The organism is Paenibacillus sp. OSY-SE, from assembly GCF_000283315.1.
GTDB classification, from domain to species: domain Bacteria; phylum Bacillota; class Bacilli; order Paenibacillales; family Paenibacillaceae; genus Paenibacillus_B; species Paenibacillus_B profundus.
Genome location: NZ_ALKF01000152.1, coordinates 1 through 25101 on the forward strand (window position 1 = coordinate 1; position 25101 = coordinate 25101).

26 protein-coding genes and 2 pseudogenes are annotated in these 25101 nt (G+C 45.8%); 7 read left to right on the plus strand and 21 right to left on the minus strand.

Annotated features, from left to right (window positions below):
• Nucleotides 1–92 precede the first annotated feature (92 nt).
• The 9 genes from A372_RS0105285 to A372_RS33300 form a co-directional block, all read right to left on the minus strand.
• Entirely contained in the window at nt 93–407 is a 315-nt protein-coding gene (locus A372_RS0105285) for a heavy metal-binding domain-containing protein (RefSeq protein ID WP_019419785.1), read from the minus strand.
• A 171-nt stretch (nt 408–578) separates the two neighbouring features.
• Nucleotides 579–788 carry a hypothetical protein gene (locus A372_RS0105290; RefSeq protein WP_019419786.1) on the minus strand — a complete coding sequence of 70 codons (210 nt, stop codon included), beginning with the start codon at nt 786–788 and terminating at the stop codon, nt 579–581.
• Complete coding sequence (locus A372_RS0105295) at nt 775–3879, minus strand: copper amine oxidase N-terminal domain-containing protein (protein WP_019419787.1); 3105 nt, start codon at nt 3877–3879, stop codon at nt 775–777. The genes A372_RS0105290 and A372_RS0105295 overlap by 14 nt, the downstream gene beginning before the upstream one ends.
• 515 nt (nt 3880–4394) lie before the next feature.
• On the minus strand, nt 4395–5213 hold the full coding sequence (locus A372_RS0105305; protein WP_019419789.1) for a protein-glutamine gamma-glutamyltransferase: 819 nt from the start codon (nt 5211–5213) through the stop codon (nt 4395–4397).
• A 117-nt stretch (nt 5214–5330) separates the two neighbouring features.
• Entirely contained in the window at nt 5331–5732 is a 402-nt protein-coding gene (locus tag A372_RS0105310) for a DUF1761 domain-containing protein (protein WP_019419790.1), read from the minus strand.
• Between the two features lie 147 nt (nt 5733–5879).
• Nucleotides 5880–6908 (minus strand): NAD(P)H-dependent amine dehydrogenase family protein, encoded by a 1029-nt coding sequence (locus tag A372_RS0105315; RefSeq protein WP_019419791.1) that lies wholly within the window; start codon nt 6906–6908, stop codon nt 5880–5882.
• A 101-nt stretch (nt 6909–7009) separates the two neighbouring features.
• Nucleotides 7010–7843 carry a MerR family transcriptional regulator gene (locus tag A372_RS0105320; RefSeq protein ID WP_019419792.1) on the minus strand — a complete coding sequence of 278 codons (834 nt, stop codon included), beginning with the start codon at nt 7841–7843 and terminating at the stop codon, nt 7010–7012.
• A gap of 45 nt (nt 7844–7888) precedes the next feature.
• The gene (locus A372_RS0105325) at nt 7889–8800 is read right to left on the minus strand and encodes an alpha/beta fold hydrolase (protein ID WP_019419793.1); all 912 of its coding nucleotides are present in this window, start codon (nt 8798–8800) and stop codon (nt 7889–7891) included.
• Nucleotides 8801–8804: 4 nt separating this feature from the next.
• Nucleotides 8805–9419: a TetR/AcrR family transcriptional regulator gene (locus tag A372_RS33300; RefSeq protein WP_019419794.1), complete on the minus strand. Its 615-nt coding sequence runs from the start codon at nt 9417–9419 to the stop codon at nt 8805–8807.
• A 233-nt stretch (nt 9420–9652) separates the two neighbouring features.
• Between A372_RS33300 and A372_RS0105335 the strand changes: the two genes are divergently transcribed.
• Both A372_RS0105335 and A372_RS33305 read left to right on the plus strand, forming a co-directional pair.
• Nucleotides 9653–10090 (plus strand): DUF7832 domain-containing protein, encoded by a 438-nt coding sequence (locus A372_RS0105335; RefSeq protein WP_019419795.1) that lies wholly within the window; start codon nt 9653–9655, stop codon nt 10088–10090.
• Nucleotides 10091–10094: 4 nt separating this feature from the next.
• Nucleotides 10095–10514 (plus strand): annotated as a pseudogene (locus A372_RS33305) (DUF1349 domain-containing protein); the annotation flags it as partial.
• Nucleotides 10515–10578: 64 nt separating this feature from the next.
• On the opposite strand, the gene A372_RS0105345 reads toward A372_RS33305, so the two are convergent.
• Nucleotides 10579–11349, minus strand: a complete 771-nt coding sequence (locus A372_RS0105345; protein WP_019419797.1) for an MBL fold metallo-hydrolase — start codon at nt 11347–11349, stop codon at nt 10579–10581.
• 118 nt (nt 11350–11467) lie between these two features.
• On the opposite strand from A372_RS0105345, the gene A372_RS0105350 reads away from it, so the two are divergent.
• On the plus strand, nt 11468–11884 hold the full coding sequence (locus tag A372_RS0105350; RefSeq protein ID WP_019419798.1) for an Lrp/AsnC family transcriptional regulator: 417 nt from the start codon (nt 11468–11470) through the stop codon (nt 11882–11884).
• 46 nt (nt 11885–11930) lie between these two features.
• Here A372_RS0105350 and rnhA read toward each other — a convergent pair whose 3' ends face one another.
• The 8 genes and pseudogenes from rnhA to A372_RS0105385 all read right to left on the minus strand — a co-directional run bounded on the left by rnhA (nt 11931) and on the right by A372_RS0105385 (nt 17071).
• A complete protein-coding gene (gene rnhA, locus A372_RS0105355) occupies nt 11931–12566 on the minus strand; it encodes a ribonuclease H (protein ID WP_019419799.1) in 636 nt (211 codons plus the stop codon).
• Nucleotides 12567–12633: 67 nt separating this feature from the next.
• Nucleotides 12634–12870, minus strand: a complete 237-nt coding sequence (locus A372_RS0105360; RefSeq protein ID WP_019419800.1) for a DUF6953 family protein — start codon at nt 12868–12870, stop codon at nt 12634–12636.
• Nucleotides 12871–13006: 136 nt separating this feature from the next.
• Nucleotides 13007–13234: a hypothetical protein gene (locus A372_RS0105365; protein WP_019419801.1), complete on the minus strand. Its 228-nt coding sequence runs from the start codon at nt 13232–13234 to the stop codon at nt 13007–13009.
• A 143-nt stretch (nt 13235–13377) separates the two neighbouring features.
• The gene (locus A372_RS0105370; RefSeq protein WP_019419802.1) at nt 13378–13803 is read right to left on the minus strand and encodes a DUF3995 domain-containing protein; all 426 of its coding nucleotides are present in this window, start codon (nt 13801–13803) and stop codon (nt 13378–13380) included.
• The gene (locus A372_RS0105375; RefSeq protein ID WP_019419803.1) at nt 13800–14366 is read right to left on the minus strand and encodes a TetR/AcrR family transcriptional regulator; all 567 of its coding nucleotides are present in this window, start codon (nt 14364–14366) and stop codon (nt 13800–13802) included. The genes A372_RS0105370 and A372_RS0105375 overlap by 4 nt, the downstream gene beginning before the upstream one ends.
• 419 nt (nt 14367–14785) lie before the next feature.
• A complete protein-coding gene (locus tag A372_RS0105380; protein ID WP_019419804.1) occupies nt 14786–15550 on the minus strand; it encodes an exodeoxyribonuclease III in 765 nt (254 codons plus the stop codon).
• Between the two features lie 262 nt (nt 15551–15812).
• A pseudogene (locus A372_RS36155) lies at nt 15813–16048 on the minus strand (transposase); the annotation flags it as partial.
• Nucleotides 16049–16216: 168 nt separating this feature from the next.
• Nucleotides 16217–17071 carry a DegV family protein gene (locus tag A372_RS0105385; RefSeq protein WP_019419805.1) on the minus strand — a complete coding sequence of 285 codons (855 nt, stop codon included), beginning with the start codon at nt 17069–17071 and terminating at the stop codon, nt 16217–16219.
• Nucleotides 17072–18399: 1328 nt separating this feature from the next.
• Between A372_RS0105385 and A372_RS0105400 the strand changes: the two genes are divergently transcribed.
• The 3 genes from A372_RS0105400 to A372_RS0105410 all read left to right on the plus strand — a co-directional run bounded on the left by A372_RS0105400 (nt 18400) and on the right by A372_RS0105410 (nt 20882).
• Complete coding sequence (locus A372_RS0105400; protein WP_019419808.1) at nt 18400–20097, plus strand: SWIM zinc finger family protein; 1698 nt, start codon at nt 18400–18402, stop codon at nt 20095–20097.
• A gap of 123 nt (nt 20098–20220) precedes the next feature.
• A complete protein-coding gene (locus A372_RS0105405) occupies nt 20221–20484 on the plus strand; it encodes an AbrB/MazE/SpoVT family DNA-binding domain-containing protein (RefSeq protein WP_019419809.1) in 264 nt (87 codons plus the stop codon).
• Entirely contained in the window at nt 20481–20882 is a 402-nt protein-coding gene (locus A372_RS0105410; protein WP_019419810.1) for a type II toxin-antitoxin system death-on-curing family toxin, read from the plus strand. Before A372_RS0105405 ends, A372_RS0105410 begins: the two co-directional genes overlap by 4 nt.
• Nucleotides 20883–20984: 102 nt before the next feature.
• Here A372_RS0105410 and A372_RS0105415 read toward each other — a convergent pair whose 3' ends face one another.
• Complete coding sequence (locus A372_RS0105415; protein WP_019419811.1) at nt 20985–22214, minus strand: MFS transporter; 1230 nt, start codon at nt 22212–22214, stop codon at nt 20985–20987.
• A 376-nt stretch (nt 22215–22590) separates the two neighbouring features.
• Here A372_RS0105415 and A372_RS0105420 point away from each other — a divergent pair, with 376 nt between their 5' ends.
• Nucleotides 22591–23190 (plus strand): TetR/AcrR family transcriptional regulator, encoded by a 600-nt coding sequence (locus A372_RS0105420; protein WP_019419812.1) that lies wholly within the window; start codon nt 22591–22593, stop codon nt 23188–23190.
• 35 nt (nt 23191–23225) lie between these two features.
• Here A372_RS0105420 and A372_RS0105425 read toward each other — a convergent pair whose 3' ends face one another.
• Nucleotides 23226–23981, minus strand: a complete 756-nt coding sequence (locus A372_RS0105425; RefSeq protein ID WP_019419813.1) for a class I SAM-dependent methyltransferase — start codon at nt 23979–23981, stop codon at nt 23226–23228.
• A gap of 200 nt (nt 23982–24181) precedes the next feature.
• On the minus strand, nt 24182–24901 hold the full coding sequence (locus A372_RS0105430; protein ID WP_019419814.1) for a YebC/PmpR family DNA-binding transcriptional regulator: 720 nt from the start codon (nt 24899–24901) through the stop codon (nt 24182–24184).
• Nucleotides 24902–25101: the final 200 nt, after the last annotated feature.

A 25101-nucleotide genomic window follows, 5' to 3' on the forward strand; every position in this document is an offset into this window, starting at 1 on the left:
TCCAATAGCCATCAACGATCACAACACAATAAAAAGGAACACCCCATCAGGTGCCCCCTCACCATACGCAACATCTCAATACCATCTCATAATTAGCGCACAATAACTGCCGTCCCGCTGACCGCGACCATTAACATGCCTTCACGCACGACCTCATAATCAACGTCAATGCCGACGACCGCATTCGCTCCTTTTTGCTTGGCCAAAACCTTCATTTCTTCCATGGCGATGTCACGCGCTTCCTTCAGCTTGCTTTCATATGCTCCGGAACGGCCGCCCACGATATCGCGCACGGAGGCCAAAATATCCCGCACCACATTGGCGCCCATAATCGCTTCACCTGCGACAACGTCAATGTATTCCACAATTTCTTTACCTTGTATCGTAGAAGTTGTCGTTATAATCATTTTGCCATTCCTCCAATAGTATAGACGTGGATTGAATCAAGTTGTTATACATTCCTCATATGAGCACAAGGTTGTATCCCGTATCTATAAGTATATTTTACTTGTTCCTGTCGTTTCATGTACATCGATTATGGTGACAAAACGGAGCCCGAACGTGACAATTCAGCAAGGTTAAGCCCTAACTGCAATCATCGCATGGCAGGCGTGCAAGCATGAAGCCGTATCGTCAGCATTTTTCCAGTCCGACACTTTCCCGTCTTCCTCTTCCCCACCTTTTTCGTGTTCTATAAAAATAAAGAAATAAGCCCCGGAAATAGATTCCGGGGCTTCGTCTGGTACGGTCAGGTGCATGGATGATACATGCTTCTTAGTAACCTTCACCCATAATAATCTCATTGGATGAAGCGGACAACACATTAATGGATGTAGTGCGCCCGTCTACGACAGACGAGATGAATACTCTATAAGCAGTGCCCGTTGTAAACGGGTTGCCGAATGCATCCGTATCATACAAACTAAACCATGCCTTGGTGTCGCCATTAACGCTCACCATCTTGGAAGCATTCGAGTTCGTCCGGTCCGCATCGGCCAGCGTGAAGCTGCTCGCGCTGCCGGAAGGAACGGCCATTACTTTATAGTAAGCGATGCCGCTCTCATTGCTTGGTTTGACAAAAGTGACACTAAAGTCGTTGTTGCCCTCTCTTTGAGCATATAAACCGCTAACCGCCTGCACGGATTGATCGGCGAGAGTGACATCTCCGGACGAGGATGACAGCGCATTGCCCGTGCCTGTTCTTCCATCGGCCACCGTCAAAATAAAGATACGGTACGATACGCCCTTCCTAATAGCGTCACCGAATACATCCCGAGTAGAATCGGTTAACTGCTGTCGGACATACCCGCCCTGCTTCGATACTCTCGTATAGTTAGAAGCGGAGACCCCATTGGCACTCGACAGGTTAAACGCATACGCTTGGTCAGACCGCACAGCCATGATGCGGTATTCAGCAACGTTCGATTCGTTGGAAGGCGCCATGAAGCTTACCTCGATATCACGTCCGCTGCCGTAGCTGCCCGTCACATTCGCCGTTACATTCGCCGCGGCGTCCACTGCAGTCGTGCCCCCAAGCGTAATCGCCGGGGATTGAGACGACAGAGCGTTGCTCGACTGGTTGCCCGTGCTTACGGACAATACGAATACACGGTAACTAATGCCGTTGCGAATCCGATCGCCATCAACGTCTCTGGCATCGGAAGCCAGAGTCTGGCCAAGGTTGCCGCCTGTTCTGTTCACGACTGTCGAATTCCAGCTGGACACATTATTCGCATCCGAAACGCTGAACCAGCCTGCCTTGTCGGCTTTCACAACCATGACGCGATAATGGTTAATGTTCGCTTCATCAGCGGCACGAGTGAACGTCACACGCAGGTCGCGGCCGTCGTTGTAGTCGTTCACATCGCTTGCCGACACGTTCGTTGCCGGATACACCGTTGAATTGTTCGATAACGTAATTGTGCCAGACGGGCTGGACAGCGCATTGTTATAGCTGCCTCGGCCTGCAGACATCACGAATACTTGGTAGCTCACGCCGTTTCTAATCGCCGATCCGTCCACATCTCTTGCATTGGAATTCAGCGCCAAGCTAATATTTCCTCCGGTCTTGCTCACGGCCGTATAATTATAGCTCGATACGTTGTTCGCCGCCGATAGATCGAAGCGGTTCGCATTGGATGCCTTCACGACCATGATGCGGTATTGGCTGATGTCCGATTCATCCGAAGCCCGGTTGAACGACACACGCAGGTCGCGGCCGTCGTTGTAGTCGCTCACGTCGCTGGCCGTTACATTCGTTACGCCGCTGACGATATTGTTGTTCGACAGCGTAATCGTATCCGAAGCGGTTGACAACGCATTGTTATAGGACCCCCCGCTATTGGACACCGCCATGACGAATAGGCGGTACGTTTCTCCGTTGCGGATAGAGGATCCATGCACATCCCGCATGCTGGAAGGAAGCGTAGTCGTGATGCTGTATCCGGTCTTAGACACGTCATGGTATCTGCCGTAAGATGCTTTGTTGGCTTCCGTCAGATCGAAGCTGTTGGCATCTTGGTATCTCACGGCAAAAATCCGGTAATAGCTTACTTTCGATTCGTCGGATGCCCGATTAAAGCTAATCTGTAAATCACGGCCATCTCCATAGTTGCCTACATCGCTGACCTTCGTAATGACAGGCAAGCCGACCGATTGACCCAATGTCATCGAGGCTGATCCTGAAGACAGCTTATTCGAGTACGAATTCGTATTGCTGACCGACAACACAAATACGGTATAAGGCACTCCATTGCGGATATAATCTCCCGAAGTGTCTCTTGCTGTCGAGCTTAGCGTCGATGTCAGCGTCGTGCCGCCCGATTTGTACACGGTCGAGTAGTTCTGGCTGGACACTCCGTTCGCTGAAGACGTATCGAATCGGTTCGCGTCTCTGGTCTTCACGACCATAATGCGGTAGTTCGAAATATTGTTGTCGTTTTGCGGTCTCGCAAAGCTTACATTCATGTCCCGCCCGTCGTTATAGTCCGCGACATCGCGCACTTGAACATTGCTCGCCGCCGACACGCCGTTGTCAGACAGCGAAATCTGCGAGGACGGATAAGAAAGCGCCATCTGGCTGCTTCTCTTGCCAACCGTCACCACGTACACGTTGTACGTTTGGTTGTTGCGGATATAATCCCCGTCCACGTCGCGCGCGCGGGAATCCAGCCGCACGCTCGGATCATCGCCTTGCGGATAAGCCGTCGTATAATTGTTGGAAGACACGGAGCGAGCCTTCGACAAATTAAAGGAAGACGAGCTCGACGATTTGACTACCATGATACGGTAGTGATCCACGTTGTATTCATACGGCGCTTTGGAGAAGCTGACATTCAAGTCGCTTCCATCTCCCTGTTGCCCGATTACTTTCGCGTATACGTTGGATACTCCGCTTACATCATCTGAATTATTTGGTCTGTCAGGTCTATCCGGAGTGCTTGGTCGGTCCGGAGTCGTAATTGTAACCGTTTTGCCTCTCTCGTTCCAGCTCACCAAGGCGCCCAATGCCTCACTGACGAAGCGGACAGGCACCATCGTTCTGCCTCTCAGCGTGTTGGCCGGCACATCCAAGCTTACGTTCATATTGTCGATGGTCGCCGACTTGGAGCCAAGCTTCAGCACAACGGTCGTGCCGTCCTTGCTGCCGGTCACCGTTCTCGTTCTCGAGTTATAAGATACTCTTGCGCCCAATGATTCAAAAATGGCGCGCATAGGCAGCAATACCCGTCCGCTAGACTGCACGGGCGGTTGATCCATCGCCAGCTTCGATCCGTCAACATAGACGGAAATGGCGGCTGCCGCATTCAATTGTGTGGTCGGCAGTATTAAAGAAAATACCAGTGACATTGCCACAATTCCAGATAATAACTTTCTCACGTGTTCATCCTCCCAGTTTACTTTCATCTTTCCATAAGAAAATTTTCCCTTCATAATTAGACGTACGAGAGCAGGAAAATGTTGCGTATTTTCTGAATAAATTGTGGCAAATTCACGGCGGATTTCTTAACCATATCTTAAGGAGACGGCCTGGGCTTCGATGAATGCTGCAGCGACACTCCCTTGAGGCGGCATAACTGCGCATATTTTCGGTTCTTATGCAGCTTGACCAGAGCGCTGTGAAAAAGGGTTGGCGCATGTTGGGCGGAGGCGGGCTTCTCCGCCTGCACGCTTCGGCTCATATCGCTGCGCGCAGCGGCGAAACCTCAACGCAAAAAAACCGGCCCATGGGCCGGGGATCGAATTCAATTATATTCTTTCGGAATCTTGCTTATCTTTCAAACTCAGCAATGATTCGAATTGTATACATATGTCCCGTTCTCGGAAATTCGCAGCGAACAGACGCCTTTCGCTTTTAGCTTGAGGTGCCCATTCTGGCCGTGCTAACCTTTATTTCAGTAAATGTAAGTATTCGCCCCCACTCTGGCAACGATGGCGTTTACTGAATACTTATTTTGTACTGCCAAAGGATTTCCCCTTACAGATAATTTTTGCAATGATTGAAAATCCGGATGAAGCACACGTTCGGACAGGTAAGCCGATGTCATACTGCCTGGTTTTCTTTTGCTATTAAGAGCCGAAATGATTCCCTCCGACGTTTCTATCCCTATTCCGTGTCCATAATACTGGTCATTGGCCAGCATGACGGTATTCTCCCCTTGCCATTCCGGCGTCTCGGGAAGATGGTCAGGATTTTCGAAATAAAGTATATCCCCTAAATAAGCTTCATTTTTATTATTGACTGAAATTAGCCGCAGGTTGCTGTCAACATTCCAACCCCATAAGAACAGCTCTGTAAAATAAGTATTGAATGCTTCCTTATGGATAGCATCGAATACTGCCTTGTACAAAATAATGACCACTGCAGTCGCACATTCGAACGCATAGAGATACCCGTTTTGAAAAATATCGTTTATCCCATCAGACGGTAACACGCCACTCTTCAATCCGAAACCTCCATTTTTTGTGCGAGACCAATACCGCTTATTGCATTGGGAGCCTTTAAACGTGGCGAATCTTACACCACTGGCATCTAAATCCGTGGCCGATTTCACAATTTTAGATCTCATTTTCAACTCGAACTCCAAAGCTTCAGGAGAGTCATATCGATATATGACTGGACTTGCCTTCTTCTTTTGCAATATTTCTCTTTCTACATCCGACAGCGTTACCTTATTTACTTGTTCTACATCACTGTCCGAAATAATTATCACTGATTATCCTCCAACTGATGTATGTTCATAGTATAGGTTAGTGTACGTGTGTCATTTTATTTTGGTGCATCATAGGGCTGCATGCATACATATCGGTCCAACCTCTGCTTCTTGCCATTACATCACTCCGATAATAAGTCCTGCTATCAAGTAAGAAATCAAATGATATCCGGCGGTGATCAGATACAATCCTAACTTTCTGCCTTCAAATAAGTAGTTCATCCCGATCTTAAGGGAAATGCTGATCCCGACTAGAAGACCGATGGTCATCCCGGATGCAATCGTGGGTTCCCCAGCCAACGAGACGAGCCAAGCTAGAATAAATGCTCCACCTAATGCGGTCAGAGCCGTCAGCACATATGTCGCAGCCCCTCCCGACAGGTCCTCCATGTTCACATTCAGACGTTTGGCCCACGCATTTCCGAATAACAGCGGCGAATACCATAAAAACCCGAGCACCATAGTGGCTGCCGTGGCCAGAAGCACCGCCCAAATATTAATTTGACTCAAATCTAACATTGTTATCCCCCTCTGTAATAGAAAGACTCTGCGTCTTGCTATAATCATATTTTCTCTTTTTCAGGGGAAAAGTAAACCTAAATGTGTGGACGGGAGCAGACGCAAAAAAGACGACAGTGATAAGCTGTCGCCTTTGCAGAATTCGATTTATTTTACGTAGTAATGAAGCGGATACGTACGATATTGGGCCGGTGCCATTTTTTCGGTTGTGTAGAAGCCTGCTGGAGCTTGAAGCAAATCTGGAATCCGGTTGACGACCGTCGCGCATGTAAGCTCCACCGTTGCCGGGCAAGAGATGTTGACCTCCGTTTTCGGTTCGCCTTTGATAACCCAGTCGTTGTGATCCACTTCGTCCTCGGCATATACTTTACCGATACATTCCGTTACGATAACTGGACCTTGATGGGTGACAGTCGTGACGACGGCGGACATACCAGTGGCATCGCCTGCAGGAATTGTTTTGCCAAGCGTAGTTGAATGAAGATCTTGATTGTGTGTCATTGGAATCAATTGTTGATCCATTGACTTAATCGTCCATCCAAACTGTGAGCACAGCCACTCGTTGGCGTTTCTCATAAAGGACGGAAGATCATTGTTGCTCGCGATTTTCTCCTCGAATTCCTTAACCGTCAAGCCCGCACCATGAACTTCAGCAAGCGCGATGCCGTACTCTTCGACATTGTAGCTGGACATGCCTTCAATTCTAGTAATCTGATGCGTCGCTCCCGCCAATACCGTAATTAAATTGCCCCAGAACACGTCTTGGTAACCAGATCCGCTTAAGGTGCAATTGTTGTCTTTGGCAAGCCGGTCCAGACGGTTGGTCAGCGCCGGGGAGGTTGTCCATGGATAAAACGCCTCTTCGCACGTGCTAATCGCGTTCACGCCATAACGAGCCGCCAGCTCAAAAGCGCCATACGTATCTGTCAGCAAGCTTGTCGTCGAAATAATGCAAACCTGTGCATCGCATTCCTTGAATACTTGCTCGGCATCGGAACGGACAGGCACATTCAACTTCACGCCCAAGCCTGCAACCTCACCCACATCTTTGCCGACGACGTTCGGATTCACGTCGATCGCCCCTACGATTTCCGCACCTTTTTCATACAGATATCTCAGAAAAAACTGTCCCATCTTACCGCAGCCGTATTGAATGACTCTAATTTTTTCCTTCATGTGGACAACCTCCTATATTGTTATAAATTTCACAAACTATTATGCAATCGATTCTTGGGAGCTCCTATGTCCTTATCATAAACTCTATAGTTACTATAGAGTCAATCCCTTTTGATAGGAACTTGTAATTTCATAAACATATTCCGCTCGTCATGATGAAATATCGGCAGCTCCACCACCACTTCACAAATGTAATCCCCAATCACTTCGTAGCCATGCTCTTGAACATAGTCGAACAACTTGCCCGCGTACTCACGTTCATGAAAGAAACTATCGCAATAGATGCTCAAGTAGTCGTATTCCGGGATGATTTCAACACCTGCTTGCATCTCAAAGTCGGGATCTACGAACAAAAAAACTTCTGTCGATACGAATTGTCCCCGTTCAATCGCTTCTTGACGGATAATGGAGCCGACATTGCAAAAATAAGCCATCGGCAAATGGTTGACGATCGCCTGTGCGCGCAACTCCCGCAGTATGTATTCGTACGTCTCCAACGTATTTTCATAAATATTAACCTTGCTGTCGTAGCAATAAATTTTGCGTGCCGGAACACGCTGCAGAACGATATGTCCGTCACCCGGGGCGTTCATATAGGTATCGTAATTTTTGATGCTGACATGGACCGCCTTTTTCATCTGATCCAGTTCCTTCATCTTGCGCTCGATGAGAACCGCTTGTTGCCGCAGCATCTCAGGGATAGATTCGACATCCTCGGTGTCGAACCAAGCTTTAATGTTGTCCAACGACATGCCCAAATACTTCATATAGTTGATCATATCTAGTCTGGCGCATTGTTTAATCGCATAGTAGCGATAACCGGTACTCTCTTCTACGTACTCAGGCTTTAGCAGACCCAGCTTGTCGTAATAGCGCAGCGTTTGGACAGAAGTGTGGTTCAATTCTGCCATTCGGCCGATCGATAGTTTATCCATGACGAGGATACCCCCTCTCGATTAATGCGATACATCCGCCTAATCCTATACGTTGTGGGTGCTGATAGGGTGTTGCCTGAGAAAATCAATAACAAGCTCGTTAATCCGTTGTTTCTGTTCGATACTTAAGAAATGCCCTGCCCTAGGGATGGTTGCGATTGTGACATCGGGAATGAGGCTCGCCTTCGCTTGAACCGTCTTGATGGAATGGCGGTAAATGACTTCGTCTTCCCCGACCACGAATAAGGTAGGGACTGGAAGCTGCGATAGCTCACCCTCTGTGAATTCGGTAGGAAGCAGCCCGAGTCGAGGGGCGCAGCTCTGGTAGCACGCTGCAAGGAGCGCTCTGTAGGACTCAGGCAGCAGCTCCAGGCTATTATGCTTCGACATGCACCACTTGAATGCGCGATCAATAAACCACTGTGTTGGGAACATCACAGCAGGGAACATCTTTACATAGAACATCCTTGGCAGCGGCGCAAAGGAGCCGGCAGGTGCCAGCAGCCCCAGCGAACGTACCCGCAACGGATGCGCTACCGTATAATTCAAAGACAAAAAACCGCCCATGGAATGCCCCAATAAATGAAACGCGCCCAATTGCAGCTCCCCGACCAGCTCCAACAGCCATTGCGCTGCTGCTGCTCTGCTTGATAGCGGCTTGACGAGCGTGCTTTTGCCAAAGTCTCCAGGGATTTCAATGCAATGAACATAATAGTCCTTGGACCATTCGGCAATGTTTGCACTCCACATGAGAGAAGTCGCGGTCATTCCGTGAATGAGCAGCAGAGGCGGATTCGACTTATTGCCGCATTTGATCATATGAGTAGTTCCGAAGTCAGTTGTAACAAAGCAGGATTCGTAAGAAACTGGCCACTCGCTCAGCGCTTGGTCATAAGCAGCTGTAAAGTGCGCTCGCATACTATCGCTTCTAAATATGGATGAAACCTTCATATCCATCAACTCACTCCTTTACAGACGAAGTATTAATGAAAGCTCTTAAGATTTGATCTACTTGCGGAAAGCGTTCCAACGACGGATAGGTTAACCGGGTAAACACAACACCGTTCAGCATCGAAGTGTACATAAGAGCTTGCTGTGATGGATCCGCCTTGATGAATTCCCCATGCTTCTGACCTTGCTGGAACAGATGCGTGAGCAACTTCAGGCTCTTGGCCGAATATTCGGCTGAGATCGCTGATGCCTGCTCCGGGACCGTCTTGGACGTATTGGTTTGCAGCGCGATCAGAAAGAAATAACCGCTCTCCCGGGTGTGAGCAAGAATCTCTTCCGTCATTGCCTTTAGACGTTCATAAGGACTTCCATTGCTGTTCACAGCCTGATGAATCGTGTTATAGGAAGTAGTAAATGCCGTCTTTGCTAACTCCATATATATATCTTCCTTGGAAGAAAAATAATGATAAATCAAGCCGTGGCTTAGCTGAGCTTCCCCTACAATATCGCTGACTTTCGTGCCTGCATAGCCCCGCTCTCCAAATACTTTCGCCCCGGCTGCCAGCAGCTGCTGTTTGCGTTTATCACGAATTTGCTGATTCTGTTCATCCACTCTGGGCGACATGGTGTTCATCCTCCTTGACAGAAGTGTTCTTCATAAGGCAATCGTAATTAACTTTGATTAATTAGTCAATCAAAAATATGATTTAAAAAAGCACATCTTCTAAAAAAATACGCAAGACGGCTATTTTTACAGTTGATATTTGATATTCACGAACGGATGTTCTATAATACTGGAAAACATTGCGTTTTAATCTAAACGAAACGTTTCCAATAGTTGCAGAGGAGCTGAACGAAATGTCGGATACGTGCGTCTACGACAAGGCTAAATATCATTACGACGGTGATTTTCCCGCAGATTTGCCTAACGAGCAAGCATTTGTCCATACTGGTTTGTTTTTAGGATGGATGATAGAGCATGGGTTATACAGCATTGATTTCGAGGAAGATGCTGAAGAAGATATTGCGGCTTTCAAGCAAAGGCAACTAACCGGAACACAGATTTATATGAACTGGGACGGGGTTCTGGCCGATGATATGTTAAGCGATGAGGGAAATCGATTTGCAACGGTTTATTTTGATTTTGAGAATGGCACCTATTTAGAAGACTATCAAGATACATTTTCGGATGCCCCTACTCTCTATCATGTAGAGGATACGTGGGACAATTATTTTCAGTTGAAAGAAGTAATCGATCAACGGTTTATGGACTGGAAAAACACGAACGCGAAGTAAGGCGGACTTCACGGCAGAGACATCGCTGAGCATGAAGCCCATGTCAACCTATGATCAAGCAGGCCTATTCGTAATGGTGTCGGATACATGTTGGTTGAAGACATCGCTTAAATATATACCGGACGGCCCATCACACTTGGGAGCGGTCGTCACGAATTATGGATATTCGGACTGGTCCACTCGGAATTACCAGAATGCATATGTCACGGAACCTCTGGCATTCCGAGTCGAGCGCAAGAACGGCGATTATACCGTATCGGCCAAGACGCAGGGTAACCCTGATGAGTGGGAACAGATCCGAATCGCTCATCTGCATGAAGACCAGCATCCACAACCCGTCAAAGTAGGTATCTATTGCTGCAGCCCGACCCCGAATGGCGGTTTCGAGACGCGCTTTCATTCTTTTTCCATTGAGAAAAGATAACTTGTTGTATCACAAGCATATAGGACTCCAACACCCGGCCGCATGCGGTCGGGTGCTTACCTATTCAGCGCGATGAACGGAAAGAAAGCGATTCTCCGTCGGCAGGCACGAGTATATGAGAGGAGAGCCCCTTGTCTGCAATGTAGCTTTTCAATTCCTCTCTTGTTAACAAGCAATGATTGACAGATTCCATATGAGACACAATAATGGTCGCTTGCGGGGCTTCCATATGCGTCCGATAGACATCTTCCTTCGTCATCGTAATAGGATCGCCCTCTAGGAACTGGGCTGCGCCTGCATTTACGACAATCACTTCAGGCCGGTACGCGTCAATCGCTGCGTGAACATCGTCGCACCATATGGTATCGCCTGCAATATAGAGGGTCGGTTCATCTGCATGGGAAAAGGCCACTCCCGATACTTCGCCCATTAGGTTGCCGATCTCGCCTAACCCGTGCTTTCCAGACGTCCGATGCAGCCGAATTTCCCCAATCTCGGATTTGCTATTCAACCATTCCACGTTATGAAATCCCGCTTCCTCTATGACCTTCGCATCTTTTTCGGACTGCGCAATCATTCTCATATCCTTCGGCAGCGCCTCGATAGCGGCCGCATCGAAATGATCTGGGTGCAGGTGGGTTACAATAACCGCATCGGCTTGTATAATATCATCCACAGGGATCGGCAGCTCGACCGTCGGATTCCATTGTTCTTGATTCGGGGTGTTTGGAAACGGTGGATATGCCCCCTGCCGCGCTAGAAATGGATCGATTAAAAAGGTCATGCCACCATAATTCAACACGATAGTGGCATTGCGTATTTGTCTAATCTGCACGGTCAATTCCTCCTTTAAGTATCTTCTCCTATAGGATAATATGTAAGCAATAACACGGAACATAGATCAAATCATGAATAATGTACGGTTTACTTGAAAAATGAAAGAGGTTGTAGGAATGCTGGATAACACGGACAGACGAATTGTGGAAGAGCTATTGCAGAATGGCCGCATGTCGATGAAGGAATTGGGGCAAAAAATTCACATGACCGGTCAGGCGACCGCCAACCGCTTGCTCAAGCTAGAGGAAGAAGGGGTAATCGAAGGATATACCATTCGGCTGAATCACGCCAAAGCAGGGAATCCCGTCCATACCTTTATCAATATTTATACAAAGGAATTCAATCACCGTCCCTTTCTATCGTTTATCGAGACACAACGTTCTTATTTGGTGAACAACTTCAAAATTAGCGGCGAGGGCTGCTATCTGCTAGAGTGCAGGTTTCCGTCTAATGAGGAATTGGATCTGTTCCTGAGTGAATTAAATAAATATGTGAACTATAAATTGTCTATTGTAATTAATAAGAAAAACTAAACATGAGCGAAATGTAAATAGAGCACCTGGCATGGTGCTCTTATAGTTATTTTCTTCCATAATCGGCTTTAATTTCTCCCCAGTCTTGGGTCTCCCACTTTAATACCTTGTTGTCATAGCTATTGGTCTGCAGCCATTTCAGGGCTCGGTCCACCAGATCCCATACTTCTTTTGTGGATTCATTCCGCTCTAATGTCGTAGCCACTTTCTTCTCTCTCACCCATTTCAAAGCGGTTCTGGAGTCGCTATATACGGTCTGAGTGCTGCCCTGCTTCTTCAAGTAAGCCAAGGAATGGACGATAGCTAAAAACTCACCTAAATTATTCGTACCGTTCGGAATGGGACCACGGGAAAATATGACCTCGCCGGTTTGCGTATTCACGCCTCTATATTCAATCGGCCCCGGGTTCCCCTGCGTTCCTACATCAACTGAAATGCTATCGTAATCAATCGTTTCTTTGGACTTGGGTGAGGCGGGTTGAGTCTGTTTCTTAGCGGACCCCTTCTGGCCCCAATGCTTGGTCCAACCTTCCCGATAGGCTTGTTCCGCCTCCGCTTTAGAAGGATAGGATTTATACTTCGCATCCTTGCGTCCGTCCACTTGCTCTTTACATTCTGTCCAATTCGTATAAATGCCTGGCCGATTGCCGACCCATACGACATAGTACTTTTGTTTTGCCATTTACCTATCTCCCTCTTCCTCCGCACTTTCACTACTTATCTTCTATATACTTACATATCAAATGATATTACGTCCACCCCCAAGAGAAGCCGTCTCTGTCCCATGCTATTTTACCGCCATGCAGCTTGCGAAATGCTTTCTTCACTTCTTTGGAAAGCGACGCATTTCCATTTTCATTCACAAACACAAACTCTTCTCCGAAATGCGATTTTACATAAGCGATCACATCGCTTTGATAGACAATTCCTTTGAATTTAATTTCTGCTACCATCCATTCGGCAACCTGTTGCGCTGTTATTTCCATGTGGATCCCACTCCTTATTCTTCTATTCAAAAGTATGTACGCAAAGAGCCGACCTCATGCGGTCGGCTCTTTCATGTGTGATGTAGGCGAACCTTGCTGTGTAAAATGAATTCGCCGCAGCGTGATGTCCCAGAGCTTATGCCTTTCGCACGATTTCATCTATTTCACTCTTCAACAAAAGGTACCTATGAACACTCCTCATAATTGGAACCTTGGTCAAATTATTTTTATCCACATATATTTTCATGAGATCTTTAGTGAGACCTAACTTCTTTCCCGCTTCCATAACTGTTAATACAACTTCGTTACTTGTAGCATTAAAAGTTTTCTTCACCTTTTGGTTCCAGTCTTCAAATTCATGCATCTACGGGCAACCTTTCTCATCCTTAGTTGTTCAGAATACCTTAATTGTATCATGAACCTACGTAAATGCATAAAATTCGCTTTTAACAGTGTGATGTAAGCCTATCCATCGATGACGTAGTTATAAACTCACCACGAGTATCCTTACGGTTCAAAAATTAAGATCATAAAAATAAAAACCGCCAATACAAGACATAGTGGTGAAAATAACATCGTATCCCATCTAGCGAAAGGGGTCCCCTTCTTCTTTTTAAAAAAGCCGACCCAGCGAAATTCGCCGATGGACCGCAATAAAAAAACAAGTCCGATGCTCCACCCGCCCCAGCGATACATCCATTCAGGCAAGACAGCTAACGCTCCTCCCGAGAGCCCGATGATGATAACAGACGCGAACGCCAATAACAAGGCAACTGCAAAAGTCGAGAATGTCCTTGGAGTAAACAACGGCCTGCTTCCGTCATAAGGTATAGCGGCAGCCTTGCCCCATTCCCCCCCGAACATCCAATACACATGCAAGATGCTTAACCCCATGAAGACGCAGCCTACAAAAATAGATAATGCACTTGTCATCCGGACACCTCCCTCGTTTCAATTTTGGTTTGCCACAACAGATCGACCAACTTGGCGGTGTCATCCAAATGTTCACGATGTTTATTTCTTTCATACCAGCCTAAGTAGAAGTGATACATAACAAACGCTTTTTGTTGGGCGGATTTTTCAGATAGCCCTCTTGCCTGCAAAAGAGAGATCATGAAATCAACCCTTTTGTTTTCTATCGTGTCTAGCAATTGTTGATATCGTTCGTTTTCTTGCCCTAGCCTCCGCAAATAAAAAACAAAGTCACCCGCTGATGTTGTAGAAAACATCGCTGTCAACAGTTTTTTAATCTGGTTGTCAATGTTCCCTTCTGTAAGGGTATGATCGATCACTTCATGAGTTGCTCGCTTCACCCAGTCGTCTACGACGCATGTAATGAACTCTTCCCGATTGCCGAAGTACCAATAGAAGCTGCTTTTGCTGCAGCCTAACTCCCTCGCCATTTTTTCAATCAAGAGAGCCTCACTTCCCCCGATTGAAAAGTATTTCTGGCCTTTCTGGATCCACTCTTCCTTCGTCACCACGATTTTGGGCATCGACCTCTCCTTTCTGTACGGTGTCGTACAGATAATATATGATCAGTATACCGCCGTGATTAGATTCCCGCAATGGTTATGTACGCAATCGTCTAGAAATGATTATATTTATAAAAAACAGTTCACCATCTACACTCAAAATAACCAACCCCCATTGAATGAGGATTGGTTATTTTACATTATTCACTATGTGCTTAAGGCCTGGCTTTACCAGCCAAAGTCTAGCGTGTTCCGGTTTCGGCCAGCGTCTTGATGTTGCTTAATATCATCCACCAATGCGCTTCCGCATTTTTATACGAAGGATGCTCGGCTGTCCACTGGGTTCCTTCCGGCGACACGAACGTATCGAACGAACAACTGTCCTAACGCAAGCAAAGGCTGGGGCCCCCTCTCGCTAGAGGAAGCATCAGCCCTCGAATTTACACTTCAATGTCGGCGATATTGAGAATAACAGGGCAATGATCGCTGCCTAAAATACTTGAATCGATTTGCGCATCGATTAATAAGGAATTCAGTCTTGAAGAGACAAGGAAATAATCAATTCTCCAGCCAATATTCCGCTCCCTCACCTTGGGCATGTAAGACCACCACGAATAGGCATCTGTCTTCTGAGGATAGAAATGCCGGAACGTATCGGTAAATCCAGCGTCCAGCAATCGGGTCATCTTCTCACGCTCTTCCGGAGTAAACCCGGAATTGTTCCAGTTGGACTTCGGATTCTTCAAGTCGATCTCTTGGTGGGCCACATTCATATCCCCGCACATAATGACAGGCTTACATGCATCCAACTGCTGAACGTAATGTCTGAACCGTTCTTCCCATTCTAGCCGTTCTTCCAACCGGGACAGATCTCGCTTGGAATTGGGCGTATATACATTCACGAGATAGAAGGACTCGAACTCGAGCGTGATGATCCGCCCCTCAGGCTCTTCATCTTCTTCTATCCCATATCGTACCGATACAGGCTTTATTTTAGTGAAAACCGCTGTCCCCGAGTACCCCTTCTTCAGCGCATAATTCCAATACAGCTCATATTCATCGCCAAGCTCCATGGCAATTTGGCCTTCCTGCAGCTTCGTCTCCTGCACGCAAAATATATCTGCTTCCGTCTCCCGGAAGTAGTCATTAAATCCTTTGTTCACACACGCCCTTAGGCCGTTCACATTCCAGGATACCAGCTTCATTCGCGTCTATCTCCTTGCTGTATACTATTCTTTAATCTAGTGTAACATAGCTGAACGATAGACTGGGAGGCTCTCTCGTGATGCTATTGTTTCCAATGATTTGACCTATTGTACAGAACCCGGTTAAGGCCGAGTATCGAGAGAATCATATGCTACCACGATGGGGAGAGAAGCATCTTTTTTAGTAATGGTCTGACTATCAAAAATACTATAAGCACCGAAGAAAGTAATCCTACCGTCAAACTACTTACAAGACTACAAATACTACGTCAACATCAGACAAATCATAAATTGACTTTAACAGTAAATACTTGAACATGCGAACAGGGTCAATGGCATTACGACCGTTATCGAGACAGTGTTGTTCTTAAGCTCATCGTAAACAAAGGAAAAGTCAACTTGATCGTTAATTTGCCGCAACAAATTATCCTTCGTAACGACTAGGTTATAGATATCCCTACATGGATTTAAAATGATCGTTTGTTGGTTTTGAATCATCGGACTCACCCACTAAGTTTGATACCTTAATGATACAGAAAAAAAGGTACAGCCTCCTCATAAATTGAGGAACTATACCTTTTTCTTTAAGGGGACTTTTTCAGTGGCCTCCTTCATACGGCCGGGGTTTTCATGGTTAAGGCAATGGGGGAAATCAGATCCCATATATCATTTTTCTTCGTTGTGCCAAATAACAGCTAAGGTACCTTCACCGGCATGAACGGCAATGGCAGAGCTAATCTCTCCGATCACAATATCAAGACCTGGGAATTGGCTCAGGAGATCTTGCTTGAATGCCTCTGCTTTATTACGAACATTTCCATGCATAATTTGCAATTGTTGAATGTTGTTTTGATGATAAGCATGTTTGAATAGTTCAATCATTCGCAAGTAGGCTTTTTTCTCTGAACGCACTCTTTCAAATAGCTCAAATGCGCCGTCTGAATTAATCCGAATGATAGGTTTGATGCGGAGAAGTGAACCTACTAAATACTGGGTGCCTGTCATTCTCCCACCCTTATAGAACTGCTCTAGACTGCCTAACACAATGTAATTTTCCGACTTATCAGCCTCTTGTCGTAATTTGACCGCTATATCCTTGCAGTCGATCCCTTGTTCAGCAAGTTCTATCCCTTTGTAGAGTAACGTCGTGATAGCATAGGACATTGATTTAGAATCGATCACTTCGACCTGGAGCGGCACGGAATCTGAAGCTGATGTGCAACAGGCTAGTGTCCCGCTTAATTTGTCAGATACATGAATGGCAATAGCGCAGTCATAATCTATACTTAATTTCTCGAACAACTCTGTAAACTTACCGATAGGAGGCTGTGACGTTTTGGGGATGTCTTTCTCTTCCCGGATGCGTCGATACAATTCCTCAGTAGTCAGATCAATTCCATCGTCAAACACATTATTACCAAATACAATTCCTAACGGAATCACATACACGTCTGGGTTATTCTTTAAATCATCAGGAATATAGGCGGTGCTGTCTGTAATCCAAGCAATTTTCTTTGTCATTGAGTTCCCATTTCTGTTCATGTTATGAAGTCGACTAAAAATGTAAAATAATTTATTTTTATGCAAAAAAATAATCGCGTTTCCATCTTATATAAAAGTAAATAAACTCTACCTATATAAGTTAGATCTCTAAGCTTTTACAGAGGGTTTCGCTCATGTAACCATACTGGCCTTCATTATATCATCTACATTCATTTATATAAACGGGCCTCTGATCGAATAAATTAAAAAGACTATCATATTATATAAACTTCCTTCGTATTGCCATATTTAACGTTTAATTATTCGTTCGCTGGTATCTCCCTTCGGAGTATTCTCTTCTTCCCTGCACGCGAACGAGGGTACTTCTTTATCTATCCGCACATAGCTATCCCGGAACGATTACAGTATAATGTGGACATATTATTGCAGGTGTTTCACCTTAGGAAGCATAGGAGGTATTTACTTGAGTTGGAGTTCTGTTACAAAGACCTTATATGCAGTAGCTATTTTTCTTGTGATTCTTATCATCAGTCAAGTCTTTATAAAAGCAATTCTCAATTCGTTCGTGTCTTCTGATTATTTAGTAAATCTGCTTACATTGTTGACCTCTATTGGTTTCTCGTTTGTTGTAACCAGAAAGTTTCTTCTTAAACAAAAAAGGAAATATTCGCTGTGATATCCCGTTAACCTTATTGAGAGTCTTTACATTTAACCTCCAACCACTACGATAGAAAAGTCGATGACATGATCTATTGAGGACAGGGAGGGAACATATGAGATTATTTGAAATGCTTTTAGTTCTATCATGTTTTGCTTTACTGATAGACTTATTGTTTTTCAAAAGAATAGCCCCGAAAACAGGCATAGTTACATGCATAGCAAGCAGCGTTATATTAAGGCGTCCTAAAAAAACTACAAATATAAAGTTTCCAAAGGTGAAATTTCAATAAAGGCTTGGACAAGAGAAAACCTAACGGGAGGCATTCTTCCCGTTAGGTTATTTATTTTTGAGAGGCCGTGGCGTAGAGGCCATAAAGGTAGAGAACACTGATGGAAAGCGTCATAATTGCATCAGCTTCTAAACGATCTAAGAGATCGGTAACAGTCCACATGTTTATAAGCATAGAAAAGCAACATACAGTCGACTAATAAGGTGGGACTTTTGTTATAATCAGGGTAAGTTTGAGACCTAAAAGGTAAGTGTATACAGGAGAACCGGGAAGACAAACTATTCGATGCGCTCAATAAGATCTGAAAAACAAAATGTGCCACAACGTACAACAACTGCTGTGTGCTAGTGAACCTGATTCGGAATCATCCAGGTTAGGAATAGGAGTTGATTCAGCTTGAATCTCCATCATCTCAGTAAAAGCATTGACCCTGTTATTATAAATAGAGGCCGGGATTATGTCCTGGCTGGATATGTACGCTCCATTAAAAAAATCAAGGATGGACTGTATAGGGCGTTGGTGGAGGGTAGTGATCTCTATGAGGTTCTTGTAGAGCTTAGAGACAATGATGACGTTCTATCCGTCGAATGTGACTGCCCATTTGATTACGGTCCAACTTGCAAGCACCAGGCTGCAGTTCTGATTAAGCTAAGGGAAATGAGAGGAACAGCCAGAAGCCATTCGGCGAACCTGTCCTCACCCATATCCGTTCAGACCAAAACTCTGAAACAACTACTGGAAGCAGAGAGCAAAGACAGCCTGATTTCACTACTGCTCTACTTAGCCGTTGATTCCGAACAGATGGAAGAGCGAATCAGACTGTATCTGTCCGATGTCGATCATAACGATTCGATTGAGAGCTGCAGACATCTGATTCAGTCCTATATCGAAATATATGCCGACAAATATGGATTTGTCAGATGGGATAACGTTGAACGGGCTGTTGAGGGCGCCGAACACGTGGCTGAACAAGCCGCTTTAGCTTTCGTTGATGGCAAGCTGCTGCAGGCTGCAAAGATAAACATCTGCATCCTGGAGGAAATGATGGATTTGCTCCAGTCATCGGACGATTCTAACGGTACAATCGGCGGAATTATCGAGGAAAGTATAGAGCGCTTGGATGCCATTGCCCAATCAGGCGAGTTGTTGTTGTCCGGAGAAATGGAAATCCTGTTCGATTTGATAATGGGTGTTGCTATACAAAACCGTTTCGACGGATGGCCTGATTGGCGGGTAGATCTGTTTGCAGCAGCCTCATATTTAACCGCCTCCCCTGATCTGCGGGAGAAGTGGGAACAACACATTGAACGTATGAGTCAAAATACAGACGAAGATACTTGGAGCGGCGAGTACTTTACAGCTCGTATAGCCAAACTGCGTTATAACCAACTGCAAGAGCACGCCGGTGAGACGCAGGCCAACGATTATTTATACAGCCAGTTGCATTTTTCCGACTTCCGCAAGCAAGCCATACAGCTTGCACTGGATAACTGCCGCTATGATGAAGCTATACGTCTGGCGGAAGAGGGCGAAGCACAGGACCTTGAGAAGGGCTTGCCCGGCCTCGTTGGTCAGTGGAAGCAGCTCCGCTACGATGCATATCGCTTGTCAGGGGATGTGCAGAGGCAACGCGAGTTAGGCTTGGAACTGCTATGCTGCGGAGACCTTTCTTATTACACGTTCGTCAAAGCTGCCTATTCTTCCGCCGAGTGGCCGCTAGTCTATCACAACCTTTTAGAAACCTTGGAGAAAGGTAACTTCTGGCGGCAGGAATCAGTGTATACGCAAATTCTGGTGCAGGAACAGGAGCACGCACGTCTACTGCTCTATGTGAAACAACACCCTGAACAAGTTGAGACCTTCTGTCCTCTTCTGATAGAACATTATCCAAAGGATGTTATCCACATCTTCCAAAAGTATATTGAATGGAAGGCAGCCAACTCTTCTTCAAGAAAGCAGTATCAAGGGGTTTGTCAGGTCCTCAAGAGGTTTAAGAAAGCCGCCGGCCCTGCGGAGGCAGAACGTATTGTTCAGCTACTGCTGACACAGTACCCGAACAAGCCGGCCTTCAGGGATGAGTTAACGAAGCTCTAAACTGAAACTCATAATACAACTTCATTGCAAGATTAGAATCGTCAACTTCCCAATGCAAAAAGCCGACAGAACTTATGTATAATTGTTATAACAGTTGAATAGTATGATAAGGAGGGAAATACGATGGGCAAGGTGATTGAAATGGAACGAAAAGTAACAAAATTCGGAAATAGTCTAGGAATCACGATGACCGAAGCATTAAAACAAATTGGTCTTGACCTGGGAGATACGGTTCAAATCGATGTTAATCAGACTAGTGGAGAAATCGTGATCAAAAAGGCCAATAAAGTGACACTGCCAGCGGGAATTAGTGCTGATTTTATGGAAAGTCTTTCAGAAGTGATAAGTGAATATGATCAAACCTTAAAAGGATTAAAAGATAGATGACCGAAACCCGTTATTTGACAAGCCAAGAGGTCATTGCGATCAACATTGCCATGATACAGAAGTATAGTGAGGGGGAACAGATCGGCGTGAAAAGCCCCAGCCTGCTGGAGTCTGCAGTGTTCCGTCCTCAATCATCGGCCTTCGGAGAAGAAGCATACCCTTCTATTTACGAGAAGGCGGCAGCTTTGTTTGAATCTCTCAGTCAAAACCATCCCTTTTATAATGCCAACAAGCGCACCGCTTTTACTGCCCTGCTAATCTTTTTACGATATAATGGTTTTCGTTTTGTAATGAGCACCAAGGCAGCGGAAGATTTCACAGTAGACATGGTCAATCATAAATACACTTTTGATGAGTTGGTTACAACCATTCACAGAAATACGATTATCCACAAATAGTAAAACAAAAAGAGCACCGCTTGAGGTGCTCTTTTTGTTGGTGGAATGAATTATCAATAGTTATTCGCACGAGACCCTCGCTGCGTGATACTTAATTCGGTTTTAGTACTTGACCGAGACTGAACCATCCTTCGGGCTCATGACCGCGTGATTGTATGCTGACCGGAGGGATCTGTAACCAAGAAGCACGATAGCCAGAGCAAGCAATCCCGCCGCTATAGCCACGACAAACCCCGCCCGTGCGCCAAAGCCATCCACAACCCATCCCGCTGCAGCCGAGCCTAGAGCAACCCCGATACCCAAGCCTGTAATTGCCCAGGTCATTCCTTCCGTTACCTGGGATTCGGGAACGATTTTCTCCACCAACCCCATAGTGATGATCATAGTGGGAGCCACGGACATCCCAGCGAAGAAGACAGCGACTGCTAGCTTAGCAATGCTGTCCACGAAGAAGAGTGGAAGCATCGTAACGGCCGATACTGCAACGGCCCGCAAAAACTGACGGTGTGGCGGAGTACTCAGCCTAAGAGTGCCGTAAACCAGGCCGGCCAAGCATGAACCTACAGCGTAGACGGAAAGCACGATACTGGCGGCTACCGCATTTCCCTGATTCTCTGCAAAAGCTACACTCACTACGTCCACTGTGCCAAATATGGTGCCTATGGCAGCGAGCGTGAACACCAGCACCCTCAATGAACCAATCTTGATCACAGTTCCTTTACTGTTAGGGTTAAGCGGACGCACGGTTGGTTCGGTACTCTTTTGCATCGTGAACAGAAATACCCCTATCGTTAGAAAAACGCACGACAAAAGAGGACCCGCTTCGGGGAAGAGCATAACGCTTAAACCGACAGAAATGACCGGACCAATAATAAAGCAGAGTTCGTCAACAACTGACTCAAAGGAAAATGCGGTATGCAGCTTTGGGGAACCCCGATACAGCTCGGTCCAGCGCGCGCGTACCATGGCCGGCATACTGGGCATGCATCCGGCGAGTAACGCGAACAGGAATAGCGTCCAATCCGGTGCTTGATATCTTGTGCATAGCAGCAAGGAGACGACGGATACTACACTGATCCCTGTGGCTGGGAGCAGTACACGGGATTGCCCCAATCGGTCCACCATACGTGAAATTTGAGGGGCCATCAAAGCTGACGCCAACGCAAAGGTAGCTGCAACAGCACCAGCGAGCCAGTACTCGCCACGCAACTGAGACAACATGGTAACAACGCCAATTCCCAGCATGGATATAGGCATCCGAGCGACAAAGCCTGCCGCTGAGAACCCCTTTGCACCAGGGGCATCGAATATCTCACGATATGGATTAGGCATGATGCACCCCCGAATAAATGCAGATTGGAAATACATTCTTCATTCCTTTAACTCCCCTCATTTTGAATAGTAATTCATTCAGACCAGGATAAACGGCTGCGCCGTCCTTGTGCAACAAGGAGCATCGCGTTTGTCAACGTAGACCATAGATAAGATGTGAAAAACTTATACTATCCTATCAGCTGAATTATATTGACATACGTAATGTATGTGAATACTATATATACATACGATGCGTATGTCAATGTCCATTTTTATACCTCCAACTACTGAATTCCAAAGGACTTATTCTTTCGGATGTCGAACAATATTAAGCATAGGATTGGTTCCCAGCGAAGACAATTAACATAAAAAACGTATGTAAGCAGGAGGAAAAATGGCTCGAAAAGCACGATCGGAAATGATTGCAGAAACACGCGCCAAGTTGGTAAGTGCGGCAAGGCAAGCTTTTGGCACGATTGGGTATGCACACACATCCATGGATGACCTCACAGCTTCTGTGGGCCTAACGCGCGGCGCGCTTTATCATCACTTTGGCGACAAGAAAGGCTTATTGGAAGCTGTCGTCAAAGAAATCGATGCTGAAATGGATAGCAGATTGGGAAGGATCTCAGATGCAGCAGAAGGAAATTGGGAAGGCTTCGTTGGTCGTTGCCGCGCTTATCTTGCCATGGCTCTTGAGCCCGAAATCCAGCGAATCGTGCATAGAGACGCGCCTTCGGTACTGGGCAATGCTTATTCTCAATCATCTCAGTCGCACTGCCTAGCGACGATGGCTGATATGCTTCAGCAATTGATGCTGGATCGGATCATTGCAACGACGGACTCCGAAGCTTTAGCGCGGCTACTGAATGGGGGACTAATGGACACTGCTTTTTGGATCGCAAATTCCGAGGATGCCGAGGCTGGCTTGTCCAAAGCTTTACACAGCCTTTCACTTGTATTGAACGGCTTGCTTCTGGAGAAGGGTTTGTAGTGTAATGAAATGACTCTTCGCCGAGCTAAGCGGACCTACACATTGCCTATGTAGCTTCGTGTAATATTGGGAATGACAATCATGTTGTCACTGCTATATTTTATAAAAAGCTCGGTCACTGCCTCAATAAATGGATTGTAATTTGCATCTGTCGGCTTAGGAGCATAGGATGCTGACAAATTGCGTCCTACAAATCCCTCTAGATTAAACTCCAGATCGTGCCGAAAAACTTCATATTCATATTTGCCGTCTTTGAAAAAGTCCTTGTATATGTCAGGCGTTTCATCTATGCCTCCACTAAAGCCTTTAAACCCAGAGCACAGCTGTTTGCATACCTCCGCATTTTCATTTACTAAAAGGCTTGAAGAATCCCTGCTGTTCCATACAAGGGCTACATTTGAATTGGGTTTCAATATTCTCTGGCATTCCAATTTAAATTTATCTTTGTCAAACCAGTGAAATGCCTGCGCAACCGTTGCCAAATCAATACTGGAACTTTGAATACCGGTATTCTCGGCAGTCCCTTGTATCGAGATAAAACTTGAATAGCTGTTTAATGCTTTTTCTGCAATCGTTCTCATATCACGATTAGGCTCAACTGCAAACACTTTAAAGTTTCTGTCGAGTAGCTGTTGAGTAAAAACCCCCGTACCCGAACCTATATCTGCAATAATATGGTTGGAAGTTAATTGGTTGGATGAAATCAAATAATTCATATATTCTGTTGGATAATTCGGGCGATATTTCGAATAAGTATCTGCTTTACCGGTAAACTTGTTTGTTGTTTCCAAAGCATGTACCCCCTTCGCCTAATATAAATACCACGTGCTGATATCTCCATTACAGTGCTACCGAATCCTATCCATAAAAACCCGACCTCATATGGTCGGGTTTTTATGGTAGAAGGCCAGGGAATCGAACCTCAATCCGAAAATATCGCCACATAAGCTGCAAAGATTGTAGCGACACCCTAGAAACCTCTGAATTCAAATTAATCTTCAAGCTCAACGTTATGGTAAACTTGTTGAACATCTTCCAGATCTTCTAGCACATCAATCAGTTTCTCGAATTGAGCCTGAACGTCTTCTGCAAGCGTAACATAGCTCTGTGGAAGCATGGTCAGCTCCGCTACGGTAAATTCCGTGATGCCCTCATTCTTGAATGCCTCTTGAACAGCATGAAACTGATCAGGCTCAGCGTAAATAATGACCGCTTCATCCTCTTCCAAAATATCACGAACGTCTAAGTCCGCATTCATTAAGATCTCCAGCACTTCATCTGCTGTCTTGCCTTCCAGACCAATAACCGCCGTTTGATCAAACATATAATTTACAGATCCGCTCACTCCAAGGCTGCCGCCGTTCTTGTTAAATGCAGCACGCACCTCAGAAGCCGTACGGTTCACGTTATTCGTTAATGCGTCCACGATAACCATGGAGCCGTTAGGTCCGAAGCCTTCATAACGGAGTTCATCGTAGTTCTCATCTGAACCGCCCTTTGCCTTCTCAATCGCACGGTCAATGATCGCTTTTGGTACATTGTATGTTTTGGCACGCTCAACGACAAATTTCAAGGCTTGATTCGATTCCGGATTCGGCTCGCCTTGCTTCGCGACCACATAAATTTCTCTTCCGAACCTGGCATATATACGACTTGTATTAGTATCTTTGGATGCTTTCTTTTCCTTAATGTTGTTCCATTTACGCCCCATACTGTTTTCGCTCACTTTCCACAATAAATATGCATAATTACAATAATTATAGCTCTAAATAGCAGGCTTGAGCAAGCGTCCTATATGAGGGAAAAATACATATTTACACCTCGCGCAATAAGCCCCGTCGGTTGTAAGATAGGCCGTATAAGGGCGATTCGATATCTCCATTGACTCTGCTTGCGTCGCTTACTCCTAGA

What these genes read in the sequence shown, in the direction of transcription:
- A372_RS0105420 (WP_019419812.1), top strand. Translation starts at nt 22,591, where the DNA reads ATGGCTCGAAAAGCACGATCGGAAATGATTGCAGAAACACGCGCCAAG.
- A372_RS0105285 (WP_019419785.1), bottom strand. Translation starts at nt 407, where the DNA reads ATGATTATAACGACAACTTCTACGATACAAGGTAAAGAAATTGTGGAA.
- A372_RS0105310 (WP_019419790.1), bottom strand. Translation starts at nt 5,732, where the DNA reads ATGTTAGATTTGAGTCAAATTAATATTTGGGCGGTGCTTCTGGCCACG.
- rnhA (WP_019419799.1), bottom strand. Translation starts at nt 12,566, where the DNA reads ATGGCAAAACAAAAGTACTATGTCGTATGGGTCGGCAATCGGCCAGGC.
- A372_RS0105335 (WP_019419795.1), top strand. Translation starts at nt 9,653, where the DNA reads ATGTCGGATACGTGCGTCTACGACAAGGCTAAATATCATTACGACGGT.
- A372_RS0105350 (WP_019419798.1), top strand. Translation starts at nt 11,468, where the DNA reads ATGCTGGATAACACGGACAGACGAATTGTGGAAGAGCTATTGCAGAAT.
- A372_RS0105375 (WP_019419803.1), bottom strand. Translation starts at nt 14,366, where the DNA reads ATGCCCAAAATCGTGGTGACGAAGGAAGAGTGGATCCAGAAAGGCCAG.
- A372_RS0105385 (WP_019419805.1), bottom strand. Translation starts at nt 17,071, where the DNA reads ATGACAAAGAAAATTGCTTGGATTACAGACAGCACCGCCTATATTCCT.
- A372_RS0105325 (WP_019419793.1), bottom strand. Translation starts at nt 8,800, where the DNA reads ATGGATATGAAGGTTTCATCCATATTTAGAAGCGATAGTATGCGAGCG.
- A372_RS0105370 (WP_019419802.1), bottom strand. Translation starts at nt 13,803, where the DNA reads ATGACAAGTGCATTATCTATTTTTGTAGGCTGCGTCTTCATGGGGTTA.
- A372_RS0105380 (WP_019419804.1), bottom strand. Translation starts at nt 15,550, where the DNA reads ATGAAGCTGGTATCCTGGAATGTGAACGGCCTAAGGGCGTGTGTGAAC.
- A372_RS0105360 (WP_019419800.1), bottom strand. Translation starts at nt 12,870, where the DNA reads ATGGAAATAACAGCGCAACAGGTTGCCGAATGGATGGTAGCAGAAATT.
- A372_RS0105410 (WP_019419810.1), top strand. Translation starts at nt 20,481, where the DNA reads ATGACCGAAACCCGTTATTTGACAAGCCAAGAGGTCATTGCGATCAAC.
- A372_RS33300 (WP_019419794.1), bottom strand. Translation starts at nt 9,419, where the DNA reads ATGTCGCCCAGAGTGGATGAACAGAATCAGCAAATTCGTGATAAACGC.
- A372_RS0105415 (WP_019419811.1), bottom strand. Translation starts at nt 22,214, where the DNA reads ATGCCTAATCCATATCGTGAGATATTCGATGCCCCTGGTGCAAAGGGG.
- A372_RS0105365 (WP_019419801.1), bottom strand. Translation starts at nt 13,234, where the DNA reads ATGCATGAATTTGAAGACTGGAACCAAAAGGTGAAGAAAACTTTTAAT.
- A372_RS0105430 (WP_019419814.1), bottom strand. Translation starts at nt 24,901, where the DNA reads ATGGGGCGTAAATGGAACAACATTAAGGAAAAGAAAGCATCCAAAGAT.
- A372_RS0105320 (WP_019419792.1), bottom strand. Translation starts at nt 7,843, where the DNA reads ATGGATAAACTATCGATCGGCCGAATGGCAGAATTGAACCACACTTCT.
- A372_RS0105315 (WP_019419791.1), bottom strand. Translation starts at nt 6,908, where the DNA reads ATGAAGGAAAAAATTAGAGTCATTCAATACGGCTGCGGTAAGATGGGA.
- A372_RS0105405 (WP_019419809.1), top strand. Translation starts at nt 20,221, where the DNA reads ATGGGCAAGGTGATTGAAATGGAACGAAAAGTAACAAAATTCGGAAAT.